The following is a 24216-nucleotide window of genomic DNA, read 5'->3' as shown; positions in this document are numbered from 1 at the left end:
ACCAATTAAATATGAAAGTAGGATTAATACAACAAAAGAATACCGCTGACAGAGCGGCGAATATAGAGAAGCTAAAGGTAAATATCCGTAAGGCTGCCCGGGAGGGAGCGGAATTGGTCGTCTTGCAAGAACTGCATAACGGCCTGTATTTCTGCCAGACGGAAGATACGAGTATGTTTGACTTGGCAGAGACGATCCCCGGCCCATCGACGGAAACCTTCGGTGCCTTGGCGAAAGAATTGGGTATCGTCTTGGTACTTTCCCTTTTCGAGAAGCGTGCCCCGGGCCTGTACCATAACACGGCCGTCGTCTTGGAGAAAGACGGTACGATCGCCGGAAAATACCGCAAGATGCATATCCCGGATGACCCCGCTTATTACGAGAAGTTCTATTTTACCCCCGGTGATTTAGGCTTTGAGCCTATCGATACCTCTGTGGGGCGTCTTGGTGTGTTGGTTTGCTGGGATCAATGGTATCCGGAAGCAGCCCGTTTGATGGCTATGCGTGGCGCCGAGATGTTGATCTATCCGACCGCTATCGGCTGGGAAAGTAGCGATACGCAGGAAGAGAAGGACCGTCAGCTGGGTGCGTGGGTGACCATACAGCGGGGACATGCCGTGGCGAACGGACTCCCGGTCATTTCCGTAAATCGTACCGGGCATGAGCCGGACCCTTCGGGACAAACGGGCGGTATCCGGTTTTGGGGAAACAGTTTCGCGGCCGGTCCCCAAGGTGAGCTATTAACCGTATTCCCGAATGACGAGGAGGAGGTACGTGTGATAGAGATCGACAAGACTCGCGGTGAGAACGTGCGTCGTTGGTGGCCTTTCTTCCGGGATCGCCGTATCGATGCGTTTGGTGGTTTGACAGAACGATTTTTAGTATAATGACCGAATACACGCAAGAAGAGGCCATCTTCCGCATGAACGAAATGGGGAAAGCGGGACGGCCTTTCCTTTTTATCATTGATTATAAACGAGAGCGGATCTACGTGGAGAGTCCGGAAGAGATCGCTCCCTCCGAGTTATTGTACGATTTGAACGGCTTTACGAATATAAATCACGAATGTAACTTGCGGGATTCCTCTCATCTTATATCCGGAGAACCTGTTGAATGGCAACCCTCGTATGTTTCTTTCGAGGAGTATGTCCATTCATTCGAGACCGTTTCCCGGCATATCCATGCGGGTAATTCTTATTTGGTAAACTTGACATGCGCTACTCCGGTATATACGAACCTCTCCTTGAAAGATATCTTTTACCATTCCAAGGCGATGTATAAGCTTTGGATGCGGGATCGTTTCGTGGTATTCTCGCCCGAGATATTCGTGCGGACGCGGGATGGTCTCATCTATTCGTATCCCATGAAAGGTACGATTGACGCTACGCTGCCCGATGCCCGGAGACGTATCCTCGATGATCCCAAGGAAGCGGCGGAGCATGCCACGATCGTGGATTTGATCCGGAATGACTTGAGTATCCTAGCCTCCGAGGTTTGTGTTCCCCGGTATCGTTATATCGATGAATTGCGTACGCATAACGGAAGTTTGTTGCAGGTCAGCTCTGAGATAAGAGGCCGGTTGCCGGAGGGATGGAACGGACATGTCGGGGAGATTTTGTTCAGCCTCTTGCCTGCCGGCTCCATCACGGGCGCTCCCAAGAAAAAGACCTTGGAGATCATCGCCGAGGCGGAAACCTATGAGCGGGGCTTCTATACGGGGGTGATGGGGTATTTTGACGGCCAAGATTTAGACAGCGCCGTGATGATCCGTTTTATGGAACAAGTCTCTCCCCGTTCGTTTGTTTTCAAGAGCGGTGGGGGAATCACCTCTAAAAGTGATGTGAGATCGGAGTATAACGAGATGAAACAAAAAGTATATGTGCCCATCTATTGAGACCTTATCAGGGAGTCCGTTTGTGGAGACGATCCGTATCGAGAGGGGACGGATACATAACCTTCCGTACCATAATGCCCGTATGAACCGTACCCGCAGGGAGCTATTCGGAGCGAGAGAAGAAATTGATCTCGCGGGTTATATTCATCCGGGGCCTCATCAAGAACGTACCAAATGCCGGGTGGAATATACCCGCGAGGTCTTACAGGTAGAATACGTTCCTTACCGTATGCGTCCGGTTCATTCCTTGCGATTGGTTACATGCGATGAGATCGATTATTCCTATAAGAGTACGGATCGCCAATGCTTAAATGATTTATTCGCCCAACGAGGGGGGCATGACGATATCCTGATCATCCGTGACGGTTTGCTGACCGATACTTCCATTTGCAATGTCGCCCTTTGGAATGGCACCTCTTGGATCACTCCCGCACGCCCTTTGTTATGTGGTACGATGCGTGCTTACTTATTGGATAAAGGCTTGGTACAGGCCGAGGATATCCCGGTAGAGGATCTGCCTAAGTATACCCGGATCCGTCTGTTTAACGCCTTGATCGGGTTCGGCGAAATCGATGAGATCACACGTATATACGTATGACACTACGCGAGTATCGGCGTGGCCCTGTGCCTATATAGGTAAGGGGTTACGCCGATATCCGTGTGGCCTCTTACCTATATAGGCATGAATCAAGGTGTTTCCTAGAACAATATATCCACCTCCATATTGCTGATCCATTCTACCGGACGGCCGGCCACCTTATTGCAAGTGACGGCGAATTTCAAGGGGAGGATAATTCCCAACGGGATGCGTAACCATCCCGGCATATTGAAATTATGGACACCGATCAGGGAACCTAGCTGGATACCGACCGAGGGAGCTACCAAGAAACGGGTCTCGTCATTACGGCGGTCTATACCCATCTCGAAATAACTATACAGGCCGAGGAAACGTTTCGGGGAAACGAATATATCCATGTTATAATTGGCGCCCGCCTTCACGTTCCAGTTCTTGATCGTGTAGGAGGAGGAAGGGGCGTGCATATAATAACCGGAGATCGTAGGGGATACCCAATGAGCGATGTCGCCCGGCTCCATGATCATGCCTTTCCCTTTCCCGAACTTATGCCAATTGATCATGCTGACGTTCAAGCGACCGCCATACGTCATGACACCATCCCGGTTGCTATGGATCGGCGTGCCGATCAGGAACATGAAGGAGTTGGCTACCCTCGACCGGATAAAGTTGCGGGTAAAAGGCTCTTGTACGATCAGCTGTAGCTCATCCTTGCGGTCGGCGACGGAAGCTTCCAAGGGGATGTCATCCAAATTCGTCCCGAAGGGGATCGGGAAATCCTTGATTACCGGGAAACGATCGTAGACGAACTGAGGTAGGTCGTCTCGTTCGGAAGGGATCTCGTTCAAGATATTCTCGTCTGATCCTTCCAAGGCATTCTGGTAGGCTTTCCAGACTTCTACGATAGACTCGCAGGTGGCGGTCACGACTTGGTAGAATACCTTCGTCTCCCGCTCGTAGCTATCGCCTTTCTCCAAGGAATAAGGATGTTTCTCCGTTACCCGGATATGCCGGTAATCATCGGCCTCGTTGTACTCCATCATGTTTTGGTTCAGACGTTTATCGCCGTAAGCACTCCATGTCTCGCCTTTTAGGTTAGCGGTCTGTACGGGGATGGTATTGTAGAAATCGTGCAGGCTCTTATTGTTGGATACGGCGGAGGCGGAGAAGCCCCTACGTACCATTTGGTGTCCGGAGGCGAAGGAGTCTTGTAGGAAATGCTCGGCGAAAGCCTCGTACATCGTGGCGTAGAACATAAGGTTGCTCGCCGTTTGCGTATCTCCTTTACACATCTCTTTGCCTGCCTCTTGTGCTAGATAGATGGCGAAGATGTGGATGCAGAAATACTTGCTCATGGAGGGCAACTGATTTAATTTATCGAAGACCTTGTTTACTTCCGAGGGGCGTTGAAGGCGGCGGATCAGCTCGGGGCCGATCATCTTCAGATGCTCGTTCAATCCCTTGCCATAGGCGTAGAAGTGGGAGAGGTCCTTGATCGCTAGGATACCGTAAGCCAGATTGATGTCGAGCAACTCCTTGCTGTTGGCTCCGGTGAGGAACTCGTTCATGGCTTGTGTCTCCAAAGCCAGCGTACGGTTCGTCTTGGAGAAATGGGTCTGCAGGCCTGTCTCCAAGAGCATGGGATTTTCCACATGGTCGCCGGCCAATCCGCAAAGCGTACCGTAGGTCACGATATTCGGCAACTGCGTCAGCTCATTCATGACGTAGGCGTTCGAGCCGGGCATATGCGACATGTTGAGGATCTGCAGCAAGGCGCTATCAGCGACGGCCTCGTTGGGGAAGATCCCATTTTCCACCAGATAACGTGGGAGAAGGCTCATGGCACGGTCGCCGATCTTACGGTGCTCGGCGAAATCCCATGCGAAGGCCGAACTTGTTATTGCGCTGATACCCATAAGTAGGCATCCGCGGTGAAGAAGTTGTTTAATAGTGTTTCTCTTGTTCATATCTATACTTGTTTATAATTATCTGAATAACTCAAGCGCGAACTTCAACCCGACGCTTTGATACTTGAACTCCTCGAAGCCTAGGAAAAACGCTATATGAAAAAGGTCGCTACCGATACCATACCCGAGCTCGCTGTAATTCGGCAATACGGGAGTCCATAGCTGGCTGAGGTAGAAACGTTCGGACACGAGGTATTTATGCGCCTTGGGATTGGGCTTGAGGAATCGCAATAGAATGAATGGGCTCTCGTACATGAGGTGCCCTTGAATATATTTGTCGGAGGCATTGTACCAATCCCCACCCAGATTATGAAAGATCCCGCCAAACCGGTCGCCCCAAGGCTCGGGGAAATAACGTTTGGCGAAATAGCTGAAATCGGCGAAGTACATGTTATGCTGGTTAAAAAAGAGTCCACCGCTCAGGTTGTAACTCAGTCGTTCGGATAAGCCCAGCCGTACGGTCTGGTTCATGCCGGCCTCCATCCGCCAGTAATTTCCCGTACAGCCGAGTAGGTCCGGTATGCTTCGTGCCAGCTCAATCCGGAAGGTCGGGTAATGGGAATGCAGGTACTCTTTCCGGTAGCCGTCCATCCAGTAATATTGCCGGGGCGTGTAGGTAAGGCCGATAACCGGGGTGAACTCATTATGATCCTTAATATCCAATCCGGTATCCTTGTTCTTTTTCATGGGCGTACGATAGTGGTATGCGAGTCCGGCCGAGAGCCGGAAGCCGTTCATCAGTTCTATCTGGTTCATCAGCTTGGCATAGTAGTGCTGGAAATACTTCAAGTTGAGATCGTCGAAACGGATTGGGGTATCTTTTAGGATCTCGTTGATCTGGTGGATCACTTCGGAGGAATAGCTTTGGTTGTCATTGGCTATCGTGAGGTTGAGGATGCCTTGACGCTCGGGGTGATACTCCCAGTCGGTTGTTAGCCGTAGGCGTAGCTCTTTCTCCTTGAATAGGAAACCGATCTCGGGGTGGAAGCGTAGCTGACGGTCATGCTCGAATGTCTTACTGATACGTGCTTCTTGCTTATAGGTGATCCCGTTGCTTCCGAAAGATAGCTGGAACGGGTTGAGAAGGCCGGAATACTTCACGCGAGTACTCTTGTAATCCTTGTTGACCGTGCTGGTGAGCCGCTCGCCGAGTTGGAGGTAGCGGGTGAGAACGCTGCTGTCCGCTTCCGTCCTCACCGCGTTCGTTCCGGTGGTGTACAAGGCTTTCTCGTCGGTAGTGAGCGGCTTGTCCCTCCGGCTGTTCCAATAAGCGCTGTCTTGGGTAAAGGAGAGTGTGTCGGAGGTGATCGTATAGTATTGGGTTTGATCAAGCGAGTATAATTTCCTGCTCTCATGGTCTTCCTCTACCCAAGAGATCGATTTATAGCGGAAAGCGGCGTGGATGTCGCTCTCTATCCGGTTGCCTAGGGCATGGTAGCAGACTTGCAGGTCAGCCTCTTCCGGGAGGATGAAATGCTTCTCGTCACGGTTGAAACGTATGCTTAGGTTGAACTCGGAGAAAGAGGAGTGCCCTTGTATCTCGATACGGTCGATGGTCCAGAGTTCGTCGGTTACGTACAGGTTTCCGGATAGTAGTTTCTGGCTCCATTGGCGAGGGGTGAAACGGATGTTATACACAAGGGTGCCGGAGATCGTGTCCGTGCCTTCCTGCCGAAACGTGTAATATTTGAAAGCATCGGGCGAGAGTGGCATGATCATTCCCTTATTGTAGATCGTGGGAGAGTAGACGTTCAAGTTGACGAACGAGGCTATCTCCTTGTAATGCCTTCCGGCGGCGAGATGGCTGCTGTTGATGGTTACGATCTCGTTGCGATAATGGTTGGGAGCGTCGTAGCGGGTGAGGCCACTCATCTCGAAGAAGGCATCGCGGGGATGACGCTCTATCGGGAAGACCAGATAGGCGTATCGTAGCAGCTTGTTCTTCCGGGGAACGTGCGTACGGCCTTTCACGTAGGTCTCCGCTTCATAGCTCTCGAGGACGTGCTCGTAGATGGGGGCTTGATGGATTACCTGCCGCATGATGGAGTCGGCTCGTGTGACGGGTGTCTTCTCTTGTGCCCGCAGGTCTGAATGGACTAGCGGGCACAGAAGAAGTATGGATAGTAGAATAAGGTGTCCCGTCTCGATCCTCATCCTGTCAATGTATGGCGAAGGTTGGGCATACTAATGCGCAAAGATGGCAGCCGACACATTTTTGCTCGTCTATCACCGGTTTGCGCATAGAGGTGAAACGGATAGCTTGATGTCCACCGTCGTTACAGGAAACGAAACAGCGTCCGCAGCCGAGGCATAGGCTGTTATCTACTGTCGGGCGGTGTATCTGCGTACGTTCCAGTTTCTCGGGGGGTACGATGTTCGGTAAAGCGATACCTATGAGGTCGGATAGGGTTTTATATCCGTTCTCTTGCATGAACAGTCGTAACCCTTCGCATAGATCGTCGATGATCCGGAAGCCGTATTGCATCACGGCGGTACATATCTGTAGGTTCGTGCAGCCTAGTAGCAGGAAATCGAGGGCATCCCGCCAAGTCTCTATACCGCCTATCCCGCTGATAGGCATCTTGCCGGCAGAAGGATCGCTCGCCAGCTCATGTATGAACCGGAGAGCGATAGGGCGCACGGCTTTCCCCGAATAGCCGGACACGCTGCTCAGTCCGCAGACAACGGGCCGGGCCGTAAGTGCTTTCTCATCGATACGGGTGATACATTTGATGGTGTTGATGGCGGCTATCCCGGTGGCTCCTCCTTCGTGGGCGGCGAGCGCCACGGGTGTCATCTGCCCGATATTCGGTGTCATCTTCGCTAGTATCGGCAGATGGGTACCCCGGCGTGTGGCGGCGGTGAACCGGCGTACCAGTTCCGGGCTTTGTCCTACGTCGCTGCCCATCCCTTCTTGCGTCATTTGTGGGCAAGAGAAGTTGCACTCAATGATATCGGCCCCAGCCTGCGTGGAATATTGGGCAAGCCGTGTCCACTCATCGTCTGTCCGTCCCATAATGGAGGAGATGATTAATTTGTCAGGATAGCGTTGCTTGAGGCGATAGAGAGTATCGAAATTCTCTTCGACAGAGGCTTCCGACAATTGTTCCATGTTCTTGAATCCGATGAAAGGCACGCCATCCACCTCCATTTGGTCGAAGCGGGGGGATACCTCATGGCTCGGATAGAATGATATCGTCTTGAAGCAGATACCGGCCCAACCGGCTTCGAGGGCCCGGACGCACATCTCGTAATTATGGGCTACGGGCGAGGAGGCCAGTATAAAGGGGTTGGCGCAGCGGATGCCGCAAAAGTCGATCGCCAAGTCCGGAGACGAAGTGAGGGGAGAACTATCCGTCGGGTTTGGCATATCTTGCAATTGCCGTACGATTTGAGTGATGGATATCGCCCGGTCGGTTCGTCCGCGGAGGCAGGCCTTCTCGCAAGGATACCCGTCGCAATCCCTGCAGGCTTCCATCTGGTAGGCCCGGAGGATAGCTCCCGCTAGGTTGTCCATTTTACAGGCCCGCAGCAAGCGGCCCGGATCTAGTCCGGGCTTGCATGCCTTTGTGCAGACAGGGGCATCGCACAGATAACAGCGATTCGATTCTTCCGTTAGGAGGCGTTTTCTCTGGAGGAGGTTTGTCTTCATGGCTTCTAACTGTATTATCTCACTACTTTCTGTACTTTCCGGTAACGTTCGGTCACGACCTCCACGGTGTACAGGTGTCCGGGCAGGCTGAAGATTGCTTTTCCGGATACCGCTTGCTGGTGACCAGCCAACGTGCCGTTCATGCTGTAGACGTTGACGGTGGCTCCCGGCAGGCAATCTACCGTAAGCATGCCGTCGAGGAAGCGGATAGACAGGGGCTCGTCGGTCGTTACCTCCTCATTGCCAGTGGCGCTCACGTCACCTCGTACATAGGTGATGTTGTTGATGTCCCACGCCAATACGAAGGGTTTGTCGCTGTTTACCATGAAGGGAAAGGTATCGGTGCCGAAGCTAATCTTCCGTTCGGGTAGCTTGGGGTAGTACTGGTCACGGAGCGTGTTCGACTTCTCGGCAGTGAGCAGATAGAGGGTGGATGAGAAGGACTCGGCTGTCTCTTCCGGCCTGACGTGCTTGTCCGTGCGTCGTATCTTCGAATAGGATGCGCTGATACCCTGCGAGGTTGTCGCTGTGGTCTGGTCTGTCCATTCCCAAGAACTTTGGTTCTCCAGTTGGAAGAAGGGGAATTTCAAATCCATAAGGCTGATGGCACCTTTGGTCTGACTGTCGGAGATTGTGCCGCTGGTTTCCAGCGTCATGTCGATCCGTTCGGAGTTGAGGCTGAAGTTGACGGACTTGCTGACATTTGGCTCGCTGGCGGTCATGGTGAGGATCTCACGGGCCTCCCAGTCTCCAAGTTTGCTTGGATTGTCTATGCGGAAAGGCTCTAGGTCGAGAGGCACTTCTACTTGTTTGATACTCTGCCGTGTCATGTAAGTATAGCTGAATATGGGCATTCGTACACTCTGTCTCCGGGTGGGGGAGAGGTATTCTAGGTCGCAACGGGTCAGAATGGGTACAGAGTAGAGGGCGATGGCCCGGTAGTCTGCTGTGTCGTTTGCTTCGAAGGTAACGGTGATGGACTCGGACTGGCTTGTTACTTCCTCGTGTTGTTTCTGGAAGGAGTATCCGCCGCCGAATGCTGCCGTGAGTTTATCCGTATGCGGTCCGAAGGAGCATTTGAGGTCGCTTTTATAGAGTCGGCTCACGGAGTTGCTGGTGCCCGATCCCATGGTGAAGGCAAGGCTTGAGGCTACGCCGAGGTCGCCGAACCACTCGTTATTATCCACTACCGTTGGAGGTGGTCCTTCGATGATGCCGACGAGGCGCACGAGATTGCGTAACTCGCTGTTGCCGAATAAGGCCTTCTCGTCGTTGAAAGAACTGCGTCTCTCCACGATCTCGTTAGATCGGATGGAGGCGACGTAGGAGTGCTTGAACCAGTGGTATGGTTGCTGGTTACCCCGTAGTAGATAGATATATTGCTTGTAGTAGAGTCCTCCGCCGGGAGCTGTCTCAGTGGTAGGATCTGCTGCGGTGGCTACGGCCGTGTAGCCGTAGGGCAGGTCGGTGTAGATGGGTGCGTCGGCGGCGAAGCTGTTGCTGCCGGGGTAGAATTTCTTTAGGAAGTGTTCACCCGTCCCTTTGCCATCATAGGAACAGTAGCTGAAGATTAGGGGATTTGAGGAAGCTTTGTAGCCATCAGTATTGTCGGCCGCATAGCCTTCGATGTCGGCTTGGATGAGCTTGAGTGAGAAGGTCTTCGAGCGGCCTATGTCGTGATGTGCGTATTCTTCCCAGTTGGAGGGCCATGTGTTATCCTTGCCATATTCGCCGCTGTAGCTGAATGCCTCGAAGGTACCGCTCTTGAGTCGGCCTACGATGAGTTTCTCCACGTTCTTTTTCTCGGTGTCGTCGTAGCCGTACCACGAGGTGGCGTCCCAGTGGTCGTCGGGATCGTATTCCATTGATATGCCTGTTGAGCCTTTTAGCTCGATATTATCGTGTCCGGCGTTGCGCACGGTGCCGCACCAGTCCCAGCCGCTGTTCAGCTCGGGGTCGCCGTATTGGTAGACTTGCAGTTTCTTGTTGGTGCGGCGGTGTAGGATGACGCAGATCTTGTCACGGTAGATGGTGGCGGCGAAGTTGGCGTAAGTTTTCCCGTCATCGAGCATACGAGTTTTCTTGTATTCTCCCTTTTTCATATCCACCTCGCCGATCCATATCTGGCCATTGGTATTATTCTTCCAGAGCACGTAGAAGCGATTGCGGTATACGATGATCTCGGCATCTTGGTATACGCCGAAATCATTGAGAAAGATCATTTTCTTACCGGTGTCGCCAACGGTGGATTGTTCCATTGTCCGGGTCTCGCCGTTCACCTCGAAAGCGATGAGGCGTATGGATGAGGGGCCGTTATTATCTATGTAGACCCCGTAGAGCTTCCCTTGGTAGTATTGTGCGTCGGTGAAGCAGTAATAGGCACCTCCGTCTTTATCCATATTGTGGAATTCTTTCACCTTATACAGTTCGGGATGTTGGCTGATCTGTGCCTTGACGATGGTGGTAGAGGCACAGATAAGCAAAAATATGGCGATCAGCCGTATCGCTTGTGCTTTGAGTGTCGTTCTCATGTATATATCTGTTTAAGAGGTTTAGAAACTGATATTGAATTGTAACTGTACGGACTGCCTGTTGCCGAAGCTTCCGTTTACTCCGAGCGAGATGTTGTCAGCGAGGAAATAGTTCACCCCAGCCAAAGCGTACAGCTTGTGACGGGCGTGGAAAGTCTCGTCGATACGAACGGTATAGTCCTCGCCGGCATATGTCTTGGTGAACTCGTACCGGTCTTTCATCGTGTAGTCCTTGTAGAGGATGCCGGCATAGGGCACGAAATTCCCCAGTGCGTATCCGGCCACCACGGGCACGGCCCACTCTAGGTAACGGCGGTTGAGGCTGAGGTCTCGCAAGGGGATGGTCTTGCCTTGGTAATACACCTCGGTGGTCATGTTATCGCTGTTGGCATAGCGCACGCCGGGTTGGGTAGACATGAAAAAGCGGTCGGTGAAGGCATGGCCGTAACCTAGCCCTCCGCTGTAGATGGGTACCATGTTCTTGCTGAAGATGGTACTGCTTAGGTCGTCATCATCTCGGAAAGTCTCCTCGTGGGTGAAGTTGGTGGTGCCAATACCTGCCCATAGGCTGAGATTATCCCATATACGGTAGGAGAGACGCAGGGAAATACTGTTCATAATGAGTCGGTGACTTACCGACTGATTGTCCTCGTCGATTTGTTCGGATGTCCAATTCTCCGGGTTTCCCATCTGCCCATCTTCATCCACGCCAAATGACGTGGTGGAGAGCCAAGGGGTACTGGTATCGTGACTTCCGTTGATCTGTAAGTTGAAACGTTTTTCCCCCGTAGGATATTTGTCTAAGGGGATCAATATATCCGCCTTGGCTTGATGGACAGTAAAAACGGATAAGAGTAGAAGTGTAAGATGTCTCATATCGCTACTTATTTAGTTGAATGATTTACATTGTCGTAATATAGGTTGGCAAAGTACTCAATGGGGGTATTACCCGTCACCTCCTTAAACTGGCGATAAAAAGAGGTACGGGAGGTAAAACCTGCCTTCTTGTATAGCTCCTTAGGTTCTTGTGTGAGGCATTTGGAGAACTCCCGTATAAGATGCTTTACCCGATAGTTGGCTAGCCAGCGACTGAAGTTCATACCCGTCTGATTGTTCAAGGTGGAGGATAGCCGGGTACGGTTCGTGCAAGCGAGGTTGGCCAACTGGCACAAATTGAACTGTGGATCGAGATAAGGCTTCTTATCCTCCATGATTTGTAAGATGCGGGCATATAGCCTGCGTTCGATTAGGGATGGCTTTTGCTTTTCTTCCATATTGGTACTATCTTGAGTGACCCGCATAAAAGGGATTTGCGAGATCAAATATAGACAGTCCCATTTGGTATACCAAAGGAAGGGAAAAGATGCGAACGTATTGAAACTTGATCCGAACGATCTGGTACACCAAGGGCCGTAAAGCCCCTGCATCAAAGGCTAGACACGTACTTTAACAGATTATTTGTCGGTCTCTTTTCGTACGTTTCTGTATTGGTTGGGCGTAAGTCCGGTGACTTGCCGGAACTGCCGGAAGAAGGAGGTTCGGGAGGTGAAGCCTGATTCGGAGGCCAGTGCGGTGATGTCACTGTCGGGGTGTAGGGTGACGAGCGAGAGGAGGTGGTGTACCCTGTATTCAGCCAGCCAACGGCTAAAGTTCATTCCCGTCTGCCTATTGAGGGTGGTGGATAGTTGTGTTCGGTTAGTACCCACTAGACGGGAGAGGGTCACAAGGTCGAGATTAGGATTTAAGAAAGGCTTTTGCTCTTTCATAACTGATAGGATTCGTTGATATAGGAGATTATCAGCTTTTGTTGCGACCTCGGTGTTTGCCTCTGAATGATCTGGTAACTTTATTTGTGGCCGGGAGATTAGCGGAAGTGGATCGTGTATTAGCAACCAAGCTGCATGATGGCTTATCAATAAATCGAATAACTGGCGTAGGCTACGGCGATGATTTCTCCACCAAAGATATCCTCCGGTTAGGATAGCCATGAGTAAAATAATGATTCCGGTTAGGATATACTGGATGAGCCGTGCCTGTTCCGCCTCCACCTTCTGACTTTTTAAGCGGGTGGATAATAGTTCGTTTTGTAGGCTTTCGCTGATCATCTTTCTGCGTATGTTCATTTGCTCTTGGGCATAATGGGATTGTAGGGAGTCAGCCCGGTTTGCCTGTTGGATGGCTTCCGATTGATTTCCGGTCGTATAATAGCATTCGGACAACATACGTGCCACACGCACCTTATATTCCTCGATATTGTCTTTGTTCCTCAAGAGAGGCGTGGCGACATTATTGAATGAGACTCTGTCTAATTCCTCCAATACGGATAGTGCCTCTTTGTTTTTTCCATGTTTCCGGAGAGAGACGGCGTATTCCATGAAGAGTTGATATTGCAGATAGCTGATCGTGTGTATTTGGTGTTTCGCCTGAAAGTGGCGGATATCGGTAATGCATCGTTTGGTCCATTCCTCCGCTTCGGCGGTCTTTCCCGTACGGCTTAATGCTATAGCTTTTACTAAGTGAGGAGAGCTTATCACTTTATATTTCAAGTTCACCAATGCTGAATCCGCATAGATGAGTGCTTGGGGATATAATCCACATTCAAGACAAGCGTTAGCCGCCGTGATATACCAGTTTTGAGGATTTATATATGCATATTTTCGTGCCTCGTTTATCCATCGCTCGCATTCTGCGGGTTGGCGTGTCTGTGCGTGAAGAAATGCCATACGCAGGTGATTCATGAGAAGGTGCTTGTCTTTTATGCGGATGGCATAAGGTTTCATGCGGTCGAGTAGCATTCTCGCATGAGCCGTGTCCTGTAATCTGCAATAGCGAGTGTATATGATTTGGCGGGTTGCCAGCAAAAGCGAGTCATTCCCTATTTCTTGGGCATGGGTTTCTATCTCTTCGCATAGCTGGTCGTTCAAGCGACCGCTCAACAAAGAATAATCATTCAGTTGCGCTATTTGCTGATCCAATTGCTGCTTGGGTGGAAGAAGAGAGTGGGAGTCGCAGGCGTAAAGGACTGACAGTAGGAATATGTAAAGTATGCTTGTTTTCATGATGTCATAGTTTTATTTGTAATTCCAGACCGAAAAAAGGCTGGGTATTTTGTTGAAGGTAAGATCTCGTGCTGGCTGAATAGCGAGTGGGGCGTAAATCGGCGAGGTTGTTGGCAAAGAATGCCAGCGTGATGTGCTCTCCGAAAGCTTTGTTTACCCGAATATTCAGCATACCATATGGTTTATAAGAGTTTGGTAGGAATCGTTCCGGTGCGGTGGTGGAGAGTAAAGGCGCAAAGGCTGGATCCTCTTTCTGTGCCTCGGTGAACGGATGTATGATTCCGTCTGTTCCACACCAATATAGGGGCCATACATTCTCGCCAGTGCTACCGTTGTAGAGCGTACGATATTTATAGAGCCATATCATTTGCCACGTAAGGGTAGTGACCAGTCCGATTCTGGGGATGCGGGTGATGAAACGGAAGTTCGTGGAGATGATCTCCGAACGACTTTCATTTCCCGGTCCGCCTTGCCTGTCGTAAAAACCTACGTAGGGGTATTCTGTTTTATCTGTGTACTGGATCGGCCAGATCCCGTTAAGGACCGTATTCTTTTCTCGTACATATAACCAAATCCCGTCTACGATTAGGGAGGTACGCAAGGGTGAGAAAGTCCCGAGGTCCGCTACCATCTCAATCCCATGTTTCTTCCTATGGAGTGTATTGACTGGTACAGATACCGGCGTGTAACTATATTTCTCTTGATAAGGGACAGCCTTACCGTTCACCCATACCTGTCCATCTTTGTATTCAGGACGAAGTTGGGCGGTTGATAGATAATCATATTCCCGATAGCTGAACGGAATATATTGCGCCGAGGAGGAAAAGCCATCCGTTTGTTTCTCGAAAAAAACGGTCATGTCTAGTCGGATGGCCGGAGTCTTCCCTATAAGGCCAACCTCTATCTTTCGATTTACGGTAGGTTTTAATTTCATATTTCGTTCCATTCCGGGGGCATGTGTCGTGAGAATACCAAGGGTGTTTCCACTTTCATTGCTATCATTATAATAGAAAGAGACCTTATCATTATAAATAGCTTCCGGGTAGAGTTTTTCCAATGTCGGCATGAAACTGATCCATCCGACCCCGGCTTTTAAACTCAATGTATAGCCGGAGGGAGAGGAGCAGAGAGACCATAAGAGATTCAGGCGAGGTTCTGTCTGATAGATTAAGGCATAATCCCGGCTTTTCAATCCTTGATTTCTTAATCCGGCTTCTACATGGAGGTTGGGAGTCCGGTATGTGGCCTCAATGAAGCCACCGAACGTATGCAAGGATGGGATTTCCCGGAATGAGCGGGGACGGATAGATGTGGAAGGAGGCCTTTGCCGATCGAAATCCCTGCCTCGCCCTTCGTTGCCCTCACCACGCCATGAGAATCCGGCGGCTAAGCTGATTTCACGTCTCTGCCGTAGCGGAAATGAGGTAGACGCCAGCATCTCGGTTTCTACATAAAAAGGTCGGCTTTCATTGACTAATGTGTACATGTAGTTTGAGGATAAAACATGGGCTTCCCATTCGCCGCTCTCTTTCTGGTCTGTATAAAGCTGGCTAGAGGCATTGTTGACCTGACTCTTTGTTTGTTTGCTTTTTTGAAGGGAACCGTCTATTCTCAGAGACAGCTTCTTGAGCCAACGTCGGTCGGGTTGCCATTCCCCTTGTATGGAAAATCGCTGATCCAATCGTTGTCTTTGTGTATGATTCTGCTCGTTGACGAATTGCTTTTCCTTTCCTATGCGAGAGGTGTAAGTAAGGCTTAATTCTAGTTTTTTCCCTGCGGGCAACCAATGGTAAAGGTTTGCCAAGCGTATGCCGCCGGTATGGAAATCGCCTTGGCTGGTATAGTCCGCTAACAGGTTGAGCGTATGGCCTTGTGGGGAGATACAGAAGCCTTTTCCAAGCATATATTGTTTCAGTTTCGGATTGTAACGTATGCTGGTGGAGAGAGGCATTCTACCTTGATGAGTCTTGAGTAATAATACGCTATTTGTTAAGTTTCCGTACCGGGCAGAAGGTATTCCCCGGATGATTTCCGCCTCTTTCACTTGGTTGAGAGATAGAAAACGGGCATCATATCCTTCGTAAGGCTCGTTGATGCCGGTGTTGAAATGAAGAGGAGAGCCGTCTACCCATATTTGGGCACCCATAGCTGCGTTTTTATGAAATTGGTTTACCCCGTTCTTTAAAGAAACCTCCCGCACTGAGAAATATTGTGCGTCTGTCACCCCAGAATTATTGGTGAGACCTCCTGGTAATAACTGTGTCAGATCAGCGATCGTGATCGGTTGCGTGTGTTCCAATGTTGATGCAGGAAGCAAGGAAACCGTACCCGGAGTCTTAGACTCGATGGCTGTTACCAAAATGTTGGGTAAATAGAAGGACAGAGTATCCGGTTGCTCTTGCCCGTGAAGGTAATTGCCCGGATGAAGTGATGATAATAAGAGAAATATCGTCACGATCCTTATTGGTATTTTGTACAAAGTTGAGTAACGCATAGTATTAGACCTATTTATAGCCAGATGACAATACTGAAGTTTCCACCCCCTCCGAGGGTCGATTGAGGACTTGTCGTTTGTTCGAGACTACCCTTTAAACGAAATCCCGCTGATAAGGCGGAATGAATGGGATGCCGATATTCCATTTCCGTACCGATACCCAGACGGGTTGCCGTGCGAGCAATAAAATCCTCGTTCACTTTTTGCATGTTCTGCTCTAGCTTGATTTCTGCTGAGCCATTCTCATCCTTCTGCGTTTCCTTCTCCCATTTGATCTCGGTACCATAGCCCGATACGATATACACGGACGGGCGGATACTTAGCTTGTTTTCTTTAGGTAGGCGGATTTGTCGAAAAAACGCAATCTCTCCGTGGAAGAGCCCTGTATATTGTTTGACCGTAAAAGGATATATGTAGAAATCATTTTCCAAACGATTCCATCCGACAGTCATTTGCCATGTGGATGCCTTTCCGCCCGAAGTATCATTCTTTGTCGCCTCGTAACTTAGTTGGGTAGATAACATCCGTTGCCTTGCTAGGCGATAGGTGGCGAATGTAGTCCATATGGCAGACGAGCTTGTGGTGGGATTCCGTTGTAATATGCGGTTGGCCGTAGTTTGGTTGAATCGGGCTGTGGGCGACCAGATATGCGTCCACGATTTATTCGTTCGGGTAAAACGACCTTGGTAACAGATTTGGTGCAGCCGTTCTTCCCAGCCTCTCAAGTTGCCGGAGTTATTTGGATTGTCCGCTAATTGCTGGGTCTCGTAGGAGAGATCATGGAAAAGACTCCAATGCTCTTTTAGGGTTTCCGTTTGCAAGGAAACACCTAGGCGTTTTCCTTGGCTGCGAAACAGGAAACTTCCCGATAATTCTTGCATCGGAAGCCAATAACCCAGAGGAAATGTATAAAGTTTATCTTTACTATCCGTATCATACGTTAATTCCTCTGTTCGATGGGTATAATGGATCGAGGCTCCAAAACGTCTGCGTACTTGTTCGTAAACGATACCTCCTGATATCCGGATTAAGTGTGCCATCCCATGGTAGATATGGTAAGAGGAGCGATCCTCGTTGCTTGTAGCTGTATAGTCTCCATCTATCCCGACCTTGATTTTCGGGGATAAGACGTAAGCCGCTTGTCCGTAGATCCTGTATTTCTCGATGCGTTGTGGCTCTCCCAAGGAATCGCCGGCCGTAATCAGATAGTCCGGTTGCGATAATAAATTCCATTTTCTCCCTTCCAGTAGGCTTTGCGACCAATCGATACCACCCGCCAGCCAAAGCAGACCCAGCTTTCGGTTACCGGATACATAAGCCCTATAGGTCTGTGTTTGATCCGGCTGGTCGCTGGCAGGTAAGGAGGCTTGATGGATCAAATAACTTAAACCAGCTTCCATAGCGCTGTCCTTAGGTACATAGCTGATGCTGACAGGATTGGCGGATAAAGCCCATGCGCTCTCTTGTTGAGCCCATGACCGTGAGGCATAGACAGATAGTGATATCATATATAGAATGATAGTGATCTTCATAGAGGCTTACCGTTTTAAGGAAGGTGGAGTTTTCTCGAAATCCTCGGCGGTGTTATTGGAATCTTTCCAGCGGAAGCGTTTCCCCTCTTGCTCATATTTCCGACGCATTGCCAGGCCGGAACCGCCGGACGTGGCTATACCCGGACTCACATCCATAGAAGATGGGATACGTGTGTAAGCTACCGTAGAGGTTGAAGAGACGAAATTCGCGATATCCAGCACCCAATCAGCGGGTATATGGAGGTATTTTAGCGTATTGAAACTCTCTGGTTCTTTTTGGATGTGATCCGGATTGGCGATCCATTCTCTTAAGTCCGTTTTGGGACGGAACAAGAGGATCGTCGGGCCGTTCATGGAAAACAGATAGGAGAAACCAGTGCCACGCCATACCAAGTTTAGAGGTTTTACACCGGCGGAGATTTGGCTTCCGGTCAAGATAGGATCCCAAAAAGCCCATTCCACGCTGGATAAATCGAGCGAGGCCGGAACTCCCACTTCGCTATTGGTATGGTTTATGGCGTTAATCGTTATTGTTTGTCGCTCCCCCGGTTGAATGGGATATTCGGTTCCCGTTCCCGGAAACTCCCAGCACATCATGAATAAAGGTATTTCTTTCATATCGGTATGGAGCATCCATCCGGAAGGCTTTGTCACGCTTACGGGTCCTGCTTGTGCGATACATAGGCCATCTAGGAAAATCAAGTCATCGGAGTTATTGACCAACGTGAGGTATTGATCTTTGTTATAGACATTTTTCCCGTCAGGCCAGAGACAACCGCTGAAATAAATCTCGCTAATCAGTAGACGGCCTCGTTCGGACACTTCCAAAGGTATTTCCACGGATCGTTCTTCTCCATTGGCCTCGAACTGGATATTGGAGAGGCTACCACTCAATATATAATCCCTGTTGCCAGTCGTGGTTTCCTGATTTGCGGAGATTGCGCATATGCCAGCGGTTAGTTCAAATAGAGCTAGTCCATTTGTGTCGGTGGTCGTGGTGTAGACACAGCCTATACTTTGATTGATTAGTGTGACCGGGATATTCGCCAAGGAGATATCTACGTATCCGGAAGGTTTCTTCAATTGGATATGGATACTCCCCGTTTTGAAATACTCATTCTCGCATCCTGCCAGAAAACACAGACAGAGCAGGTGGGTGAGGAGAGAAAAATGTTTGTCTATCATGAATATGAGGCATTGTGCTTAATAATTGTAGACAAATATATGTGATTTTTTTATATTTCCATTTAGGAGCTAAAAACATTAACATGTGTTCTTCTTATTTCGGTAGCTTCAGCACGAACCGGATCAAGGCCACGAACACCTTCCCATACCGGTCCAGCTTGATTTGCCCCACGCCCCGGATGTCGCTGAACTGGTCCAAGGTGACCGGTTTCTTCTCCACCATGTCTTCCAAAGAATCGTCGGAGAAGATGATATAAGCCGGCGTATGCTCTCGCTCGGCGATTTGCTTGCGAAGTTGGCGGAGGGAGTCCAGCAAGGTCTCGTCCGTAGAGGCGGACCGGATCGGCCGGATCGGCTGGGCCTTGAAGGAGGATTTCCGCTCGCCTCTCCGGACGGGGCGTGTCAGCTCATCCGGTTCCCGATAGATGACGAGCTGGGCCTTTTGCTCCCCGTACAGGACACGCCTGCCTAGCGGGGTCATCCGCAAGACACGCTCGGCGGCGTAGTCGATCTCCATGTACCCGAGTTGGATCATCTGGTAAATGTACTCCTTCCATTCTTTATAAGAGAGATCCCGTCCGGCTCCGTACGTCTTTAGCTTATCGTATCCTCTCTCCAGCAGCTCCGTGCGGGCGGAGGCACGGAGTATGTCGATCAGCATCTGCATGCCCACGTGCTCGCCGGTCCGGATAACGGCGCTCAGCGCCTTTTGTATCAAGACACTGCCGTCGAAACGTTGCGGAGGGTTCTTGCACACGTCGCAGTTGCCGCAATCATGGTCCGCCTCCTCGCCGAAGTAACTGAGCAGGACACGGCGGCGGCACATATCGGACTCGCAATACCGTCTCATCCGGTTTAGCTTCTCCAAGTTCACCTCGCTTTGGCCACTCTCCTCGGCGAAACGACGAAGTACGATCAAGTCGCTCAAGGAATAGAACAGGAGGGTATCGCTTTTCATCCCGTCCCTTCCGGCACGGCCGATCTCTTGGTAGTAATTCTCGATACTCCCCGGCATGCTGTAATGCACGACCCAGCGGACATTGCTCTTGTCGATACCCATCCCGAAAGCTACCGTGGCGCACACCACGTCCACCCGGTCGTTGATGAAGTCGTTCTGGGCCTGTTCCCGTTGGGCGGGCAGGAGGCCGGCGTGGTAGGCGATCGCCTTGATATTATACATCGCCAACTCATCAGCCAGCTCGGTCGTATCGTTGCGGCGCATGCAATAGATGATACCGCTCTGCTCCCGGTGCCCCCGGATGAAATGGACGATGGCGGCGATCTTCTCTTTCTTGTTAAGCCCCCGGCGTACCGTGAGGGAGATGTTCGGGCGGTCGAATGACGATATGAACGTTTGGGGCGTGCGAAGTCGTAACTGCTCTAGGATATCCTTCCGGGTGATTTTATCGGCGGTAGCGGTCAGGGCCACGACCGGGACTTTCGGGAAACGCTCCTTCAAGATCGCCAGTTGCGTGTATTCCGGACGGAAGTCATGTCCCCAATGCGATACGCAATGCGCCTCGTCGATAGCGATGAGCGAGATGTCCAGCCGGGGCAGGAACCAGTCCGCTTCCATCTTGATCCGTTCCGGGGAGATATACAATAATTTGATCTTGCCCTGCACGCAAAGTTGCTTCACCTGTTGTTGCTCCTCTTCCGGCATCATACTGTTCAACGCCGCCGCAGGGATGCCGTTGGCGATCAACCCCTCTACTTGATCCTTCATCAAGGCGATCAAGGGGGACACCACCAAAGCCGTACCCGGCAGATAGATAGCCGGTAGCTGAAAACAGATCGACTTGCCTCCACCCGTGGGCATCAGCACCAACGAGTCCTCTTTCTGTAAGATACGCTGTATGATGTCCGCCTGCAAGGGACGGAAGGAGGTATATCCGAAGAACTTTTTCAGTAGTAGTAATAATTCTTTCATATCGCTTTACGGGCATAAAAAGCGCAAAGATAGTTTATATCATAAAGTTTTACTACCTTTGCCCACATTATTTACATAACGAGCCGTGATGGCTCACCCTATTTTAGAATGACATTTGAAGATTTAGATTTGATAGAACCGATACGTAAGGCTCTTGTGCAAGAAGGTTATACGACTCCAACACCTATACAATCAGAAGCGATTCCCATCGTTTCGCAAGGTTATGATTTATTGGGTTGCGCCCAGACAGGAACCGGTAAGACGGCGGCCTTCTCCATCCCGATTATCCAGCGGTTATATCTCCAGAAGAAGAAAGGTTACAAACGGGGTATCAAGGCATTGATCCTTACGCCTACCCGTGAGCTTGCCATCCAGATCGGAGAGAGCTTTGCCGCTTACGGCCGTTTCGCTGGATTACGCCATACGGTGATATTCGGGGGAGTAGGGCAGAAGCCCCAGACGGAAGCCTTGGAAAGAGGCATCGATATATTAATCGCTACGCCGGGACGTCTGCTGGACTTGATCGGACAAGGATTCATCCACTTGGATACCTTGGAGTATTTCGTCTTAGACGAGGCGGACCGTATGTTGGACATGGGCTTTATCCATGACATCAAGCGTATTTTACCGCTATTGCCCAAGAAACGCCAGTCCTTGTTCTTCTCCGCTACCATGCCCCCTGAGATCGAGCGCTTGGCAGGTACGATCTTGAGCGAGCCGCAAAAGGTGGAAGTAACCCCGGCCTCATCGACCGTGGACGCGATCGACCAATCCGTTTATTTCGTCGAGAAGGCCGAGAAGATCAACTTGCTGAAAAGCTTGTTGGAGAACCCGGAACTGGAATCCGTATTGATCTTTACCCGTACGAAACACGGGGCGGACAAGGTGGCCCGTGTCTTGTCGAAAGCGGAGATAGGGGCGGAGGCGATCCATGGCAACAAGAGCCAGACTGCCCGCCAGCGTGCCTTGACGAATTTCAAGGATCATACGACCCGTGTGCTGATCGCTACGGATATCGCCGCCCGTGGAATCGACGTGGATCATCTGACACACGTCATTAACTATGAGCTTCCTAACGTACCCGAGACTTATGTACATCGGATCGGGCGTACGGGTCGTGCGGGCCGTGAAGGTGTGGCGTTCTCTTTCTGCGACGCCGAGGAGGTACCTTTGTTGAAAGATATCCAGAAACTGATCGGCAAGGAAGTCCCCATAGCCGGTGGCCATATGTATGAGACCAAGGAGGTGAAAGCCGCCGTAGCCGAGAAGAAAGAAGCGATCAAGCAAGAGTCGAAACGCCGTAATATGTTCGGAAGCAAACGTGACGGTAGTTACTGGCGTAACAAGAAGCGTGCCGCCAATTCTTCTAAGTAATCTAAGTTGTTGTATTGTAACGACGTATAGTGCCAGTCATTTCCATAGCATTGGCACAGTCGTGCCATGCTGGTGGCATAGCCGTGCCACAACGATGGCAAGGGCGTGCCATAAGGATGGCACAGCTATGCCACCCATATGCCACCCGGTTCGTCACCTAAGTATCCAAACAGTCCGCTTTAGCGAGCTGTTTGGCGCTATTACCCTATACTTTCTTTTAAAATGAGGTAATCTCTGGAATATTTCATTATTTTTGTGATTCAATTGTGAGTGAAACTTAAGGGTTGACGTTTGTGCTGATTGTAAAGGAGGACATAATATCTCGGATCAATAATGGCGATGCCAAAGCATTTGAACAATTATATACGACCTTCTACGTGTACTTGTGCGCCGTAGCGACTAAATATGTCTATAATTCGGAGGCGGCACGTGAGATCGTTAATGATGTTTTTATGAATGTATGGAATCACCATTCGGCGTTAATACATCCGGTAAACGCTTATTTAATTCGCTCGGTACGTAATTATTGCCTGAATTATTTAAGAGATAAACGTCAGCAAGAAGTCCCTTTATCAGATGTACAAGAAAACTTATTGTCGATACAAGAGTTGCAGATAGACGCCGATCCCCATCCGTTGGCTTATCTGGAGAATAAGGAATTCGAGGAGAAAATCTATCGTGCCGTGGATTCCTTGCCCGCTAAATGCCGGGATATCTTCGTGCAATATCTTTACCATAACAAGACCTATGAGGAAATAGCGATAACAAATCATATCAGTTCCAGTACGGTACGAGTACAGATCAAGATCGGTTTGGCGAAGTTGCGTGAACTTTTAGGCGATCTTTACCCTCTTTTCTTACTTATATTTAATTTTTTCGAAAAATAATTGGAATCTCCTTAAACGGAATCTCTAAAACAGGTGTATATAATAGAAACCGGGTTGAAAACCGGCTCCTTTGTTAATATCATGGAAATAGAGAATAAACACATAGAAGATTTAATTTATAGCTACCTCATGGGAGATATATCCGAGGAGGGGCGAAATGAATTACTACAATGGTTGGAAACGGATGACGCTCATAAACAGTGCCTTTCCGAGATGGCAGATTGTTGGGCGACGGCGCATGTACCTTTGTTTGCCTCTGATATGAAAGCCGATTTCCAAAAACATTTCGGGACACTTATCGATCCCGCTATTCCTTCTGAAAAGAATCATTGGCTAAATTTTCGGTTTTTAGGAAAAGTTGCCGCCTCGGTCTTGATCGTGGTATCGGTGGGGACTGCCTCTTATTATATAGGTACGAGACATAATCAGCCGAAATCTGCCGCCTTGGCTTATTTTGAGACGACAACTCCTATGGGAGCCCAAACGAAAGTCGTTTTGCCGGATCAATCCGTGGTTTGGGTCAACGCAGGTTCCACGTTGAGATATGGCAGTGATTTCAATACGAACGGACGTAGCGTACAATTGGATGGTGAGGCTTACTTCGAGATTACCCGGGATTCCCTTAAGCCTTTTATCGTAAAATCAAAGAGATTGGATATCAAGGTTCTAGGAACTAGCTTTAACGTAAAGGCTTACGGAATGGATGAAACGACCGATGTCACTCTGGTGTCGGGAAAAGTAAACGTGAGCTTGCGGGATGAGGTTGCCCATGCGGGCGATGTGACCTTGACTCCAAACCGGAAACTAAGCTTTAATAAGCAGACCAATAAGGTAAGAGTCAGTGAGGTGGATGCCAAGGATGCTCTCTCTTGGATGGACGGTAGCCTGAAATTCTCCGAACAACCTTTCATGAGTATCGCCAAGGATTTGGAACGTAAGTTCAACGTGCGTATCCGCGTTGAGAGCGATCCTTTGAGAAAGGAAATCTTCTCCGGTAGCTTTACGAAAGATTATTCGTTGGATAAAATCCTTCGTGAGGTGGACGTGGATCACAAATATGTGTGGACTCGTTCGGGAGATGAGATTATTATAAAAGATAAATAAAAATACAAACCTTAATCCTAAGGTGTAAGTGTG

Annotated in this window: 17 protein-coding genes; 6 read left to right on the top strand and 11 right to left on the bottom strand. The window is 49.9% G+C overall.

Annotation, left to right across the window (positions count from 1 at the left end; genetic code table 11):
- Positions 1–11: 11 nt before the first annotated feature.
- Genes BDI_RS05885 through BDI_RS05875 form a run of 3 tightly spaced genes read left to right on the top strand, consistent with a single transcriptional unit; the run spans position 12 to position 2492 of the window.
- On the top strand, positions 12–887 hold the full coding sequence (locus BDI_RS05885) for a carbon-nitrogen hydrolase (protein ID WP_011966339.1): 876 nt from the start codon (positions 12–14) through the stop codon (positions 885–887).
- Entirely contained in the window at positions 887–1894 is a 1008-nt protein-coding gene (locus BDI_RS05880; RefSeq protein ID WP_011966338.1) for an aminodeoxychorismate synthase component I, read from the top strand. Before BDI_RS05885 ends, BDI_RS05880 begins: the two co-directional genes overlap by 1 nt.
- Complete coding sequence (locus tag BDI_RS05875) at positions 1878–2492, top strand: aminotransferase class IV family protein (protein ID WP_009017484.1); 615 nt, start codon at positions 1878–1880, stop codon at positions 2490–2492. Before BDI_RS05880 ends, BDI_RS05875 begins: the two co-directional genes overlap by 17 nt.
- Before the next feature lie 101 nt (positions 2493–2593).
- Here the strand turns inward: BDI_RS05875 and BDI_RS05870 are convergent, their stop codons facing one another.
- From BDI_RS05870 to recQ, 11 genes are all read right to left on the bottom strand, one after another.
- A complete protein-coding gene (locus BDI_RS05870; RefSeq protein ID WP_011966337.1) occupies positions 2594–4435 on the bottom strand; it encodes a hypothetical protein in 1842 nt (613 codons plus the stop codon).
- 18 nt (positions 4436–4453) lie between these two features.
- Complete coding sequence (locus BDI_RS05865) at positions 4454–6589, bottom strand: DUF5686 family protein (protein ID WP_011966336.1); 2136 nt, start codon at positions 6587–6589, stop codon at positions 4454–4456.
- Between the two features lie 4 nt (positions 6590–6593).
- Positions 6594–8087 (bottom strand): NAD-dependent dihydropyrimidine dehydrogenase subunit PreA, encoded by a 1494-nt coding sequence (gene preA, locus BDI_RS05860; protein WP_011966335.1) that lies wholly within the window; start codon positions 8085–8087, stop codon positions 6594–6596.
- 14 nt (positions 8088–8101) lie between these two features.
- The gene (locus BDI_RS05855) at positions 8102–10618 is read right to left on the bottom strand and encodes a hypothetical protein (RefSeq protein ID WP_011966334.1); all 2517 of its coding nucleotides are present in this window, start codon (positions 10616–10618) and stop codon (positions 8102–8104) included.
- 21 nt (positions 10619–10639) lie between these two features.
- Positions 10640–11494, bottom strand: a complete 855-nt coding sequence (locus BDI_RS05850; RefSeq protein WP_008780566.1) for a hypothetical protein — start codon at positions 11492–11494, stop codon at positions 10640–10642.
- Positions 11495–11502: 8 nt separating this feature from the next.
- Positions 11503–11892, bottom strand: coding sequence for a helix-turn-helix domain-containing protein (locus tag BDI_RS05845; RefSeq protein ID WP_034527586.1), 390 nt, complete (start codon positions 11890–11892; stop codon positions 11503–11505).
- A gap of 180 nt (positions 11893–12072) precedes the next feature.
- Positions 12073–13677 (bottom strand): helix-turn-helix domain-containing protein, encoded by a 1605-nt coding sequence (locus BDI_RS05840; protein ID WP_008780568.1) that lies wholly within the window; start codon positions 13675–13677, stop codon positions 12073–12075.
- Positions 13678–13681: 4 nt separating this feature from the next.
- Positions 13682–16171, bottom strand: a complete 2490-nt coding sequence (locus BDI_RS05835) for a TonB-dependent receptor domain-containing protein (RefSeq protein WP_011966333.1) — start codon at positions 16169–16171, stop codon at positions 13682–13684.
- Positions 16172–16185: 14 nt separating this feature from the next.
- The gene (locus BDI_RS05830) at positions 16186–17703 is read right to left on the bottom strand and encodes a DUF6850 family outer membrane beta-barrel protein (RefSeq protein ID WP_011966332.1); all 1518 of its coding nucleotides are present in this window, start codon (positions 17701–17703) and stop codon (positions 16186–16188) included.
- A 6-nt stretch (positions 17704–17709) separates the two neighbouring features.
- A complete protein-coding gene (locus BDI_RS05825; RefSeq protein ID WP_011966331.1) occupies positions 17710–18888 on the bottom strand; it encodes a DUF4876 domain-containing protein in 1179 nt (392 codons plus the stop codon).
- Positions 18889–18982: 94 nt separating this feature from the next.
- The gene (gene recQ / locus BDI_RS05820; protein ID WP_011966330.1) at positions 18983–20818 is read right to left on the bottom strand and encodes a DNA helicase RecQ; all 1836 of its coding nucleotides are present in this window, start codon (positions 20816–20818) and stop codon (positions 18983–18985) included.
- 108 nt (positions 20819–20926) lie between these two features.
- On the opposite strand from recQ, the gene BDI_RS05815 reads away from it, so the two are divergent.
- The 3 genes from BDI_RS05815 (at position 20927) to BDI_RS05805 (ending at position 24183) form a co-directional block, all read left to right on the top strand.
- Positions 20927–22192, top strand: coding sequence for a DEAD/DEAH box helicase (locus tag BDI_RS05815; RefSeq protein ID WP_005856813.1), 1266 nt, complete (start codon positions 20927–20929; stop codon positions 22190–22192).
- A gap of 284 nt (positions 22193–22476) precedes the next feature.
- Positions 22477–23079, top strand: coding sequence for an RNA polymerase sigma-70 factor (locus BDI_RS05810; protein ID WP_008772119.1), 603 nt, complete (start codon positions 22477–22479; stop codon positions 23077–23079).
- Positions 23080–23160: 81 nt separating this feature from the next.
- Positions 23161–24183: a FecR family protein gene (locus BDI_RS05805; protein ID WP_011966329.1), complete on the top strand. Its 1023-nt coding sequence runs from the start codon at positions 23161–23163 to the stop codon at positions 24181–24183.
- Positions 24184–24216 lie beyond the last annotated feature (33 nt).

The organism is Parabacteroides distasonis ATCC 8503 (genome assembly GCF_000012845.1).
In the GTDB taxonomy this organism is placed as follows: Bacteria; Bacteroidota; Bacteroidia; order Bacteroidales; family Tannerellaceae; genus Parabacteroides; species Parabacteroides distasonis.
Note: the sequence above shows the minus strand (reverse complement) of the source record. Positions and strands in the feature narration are given on the sequence as shown.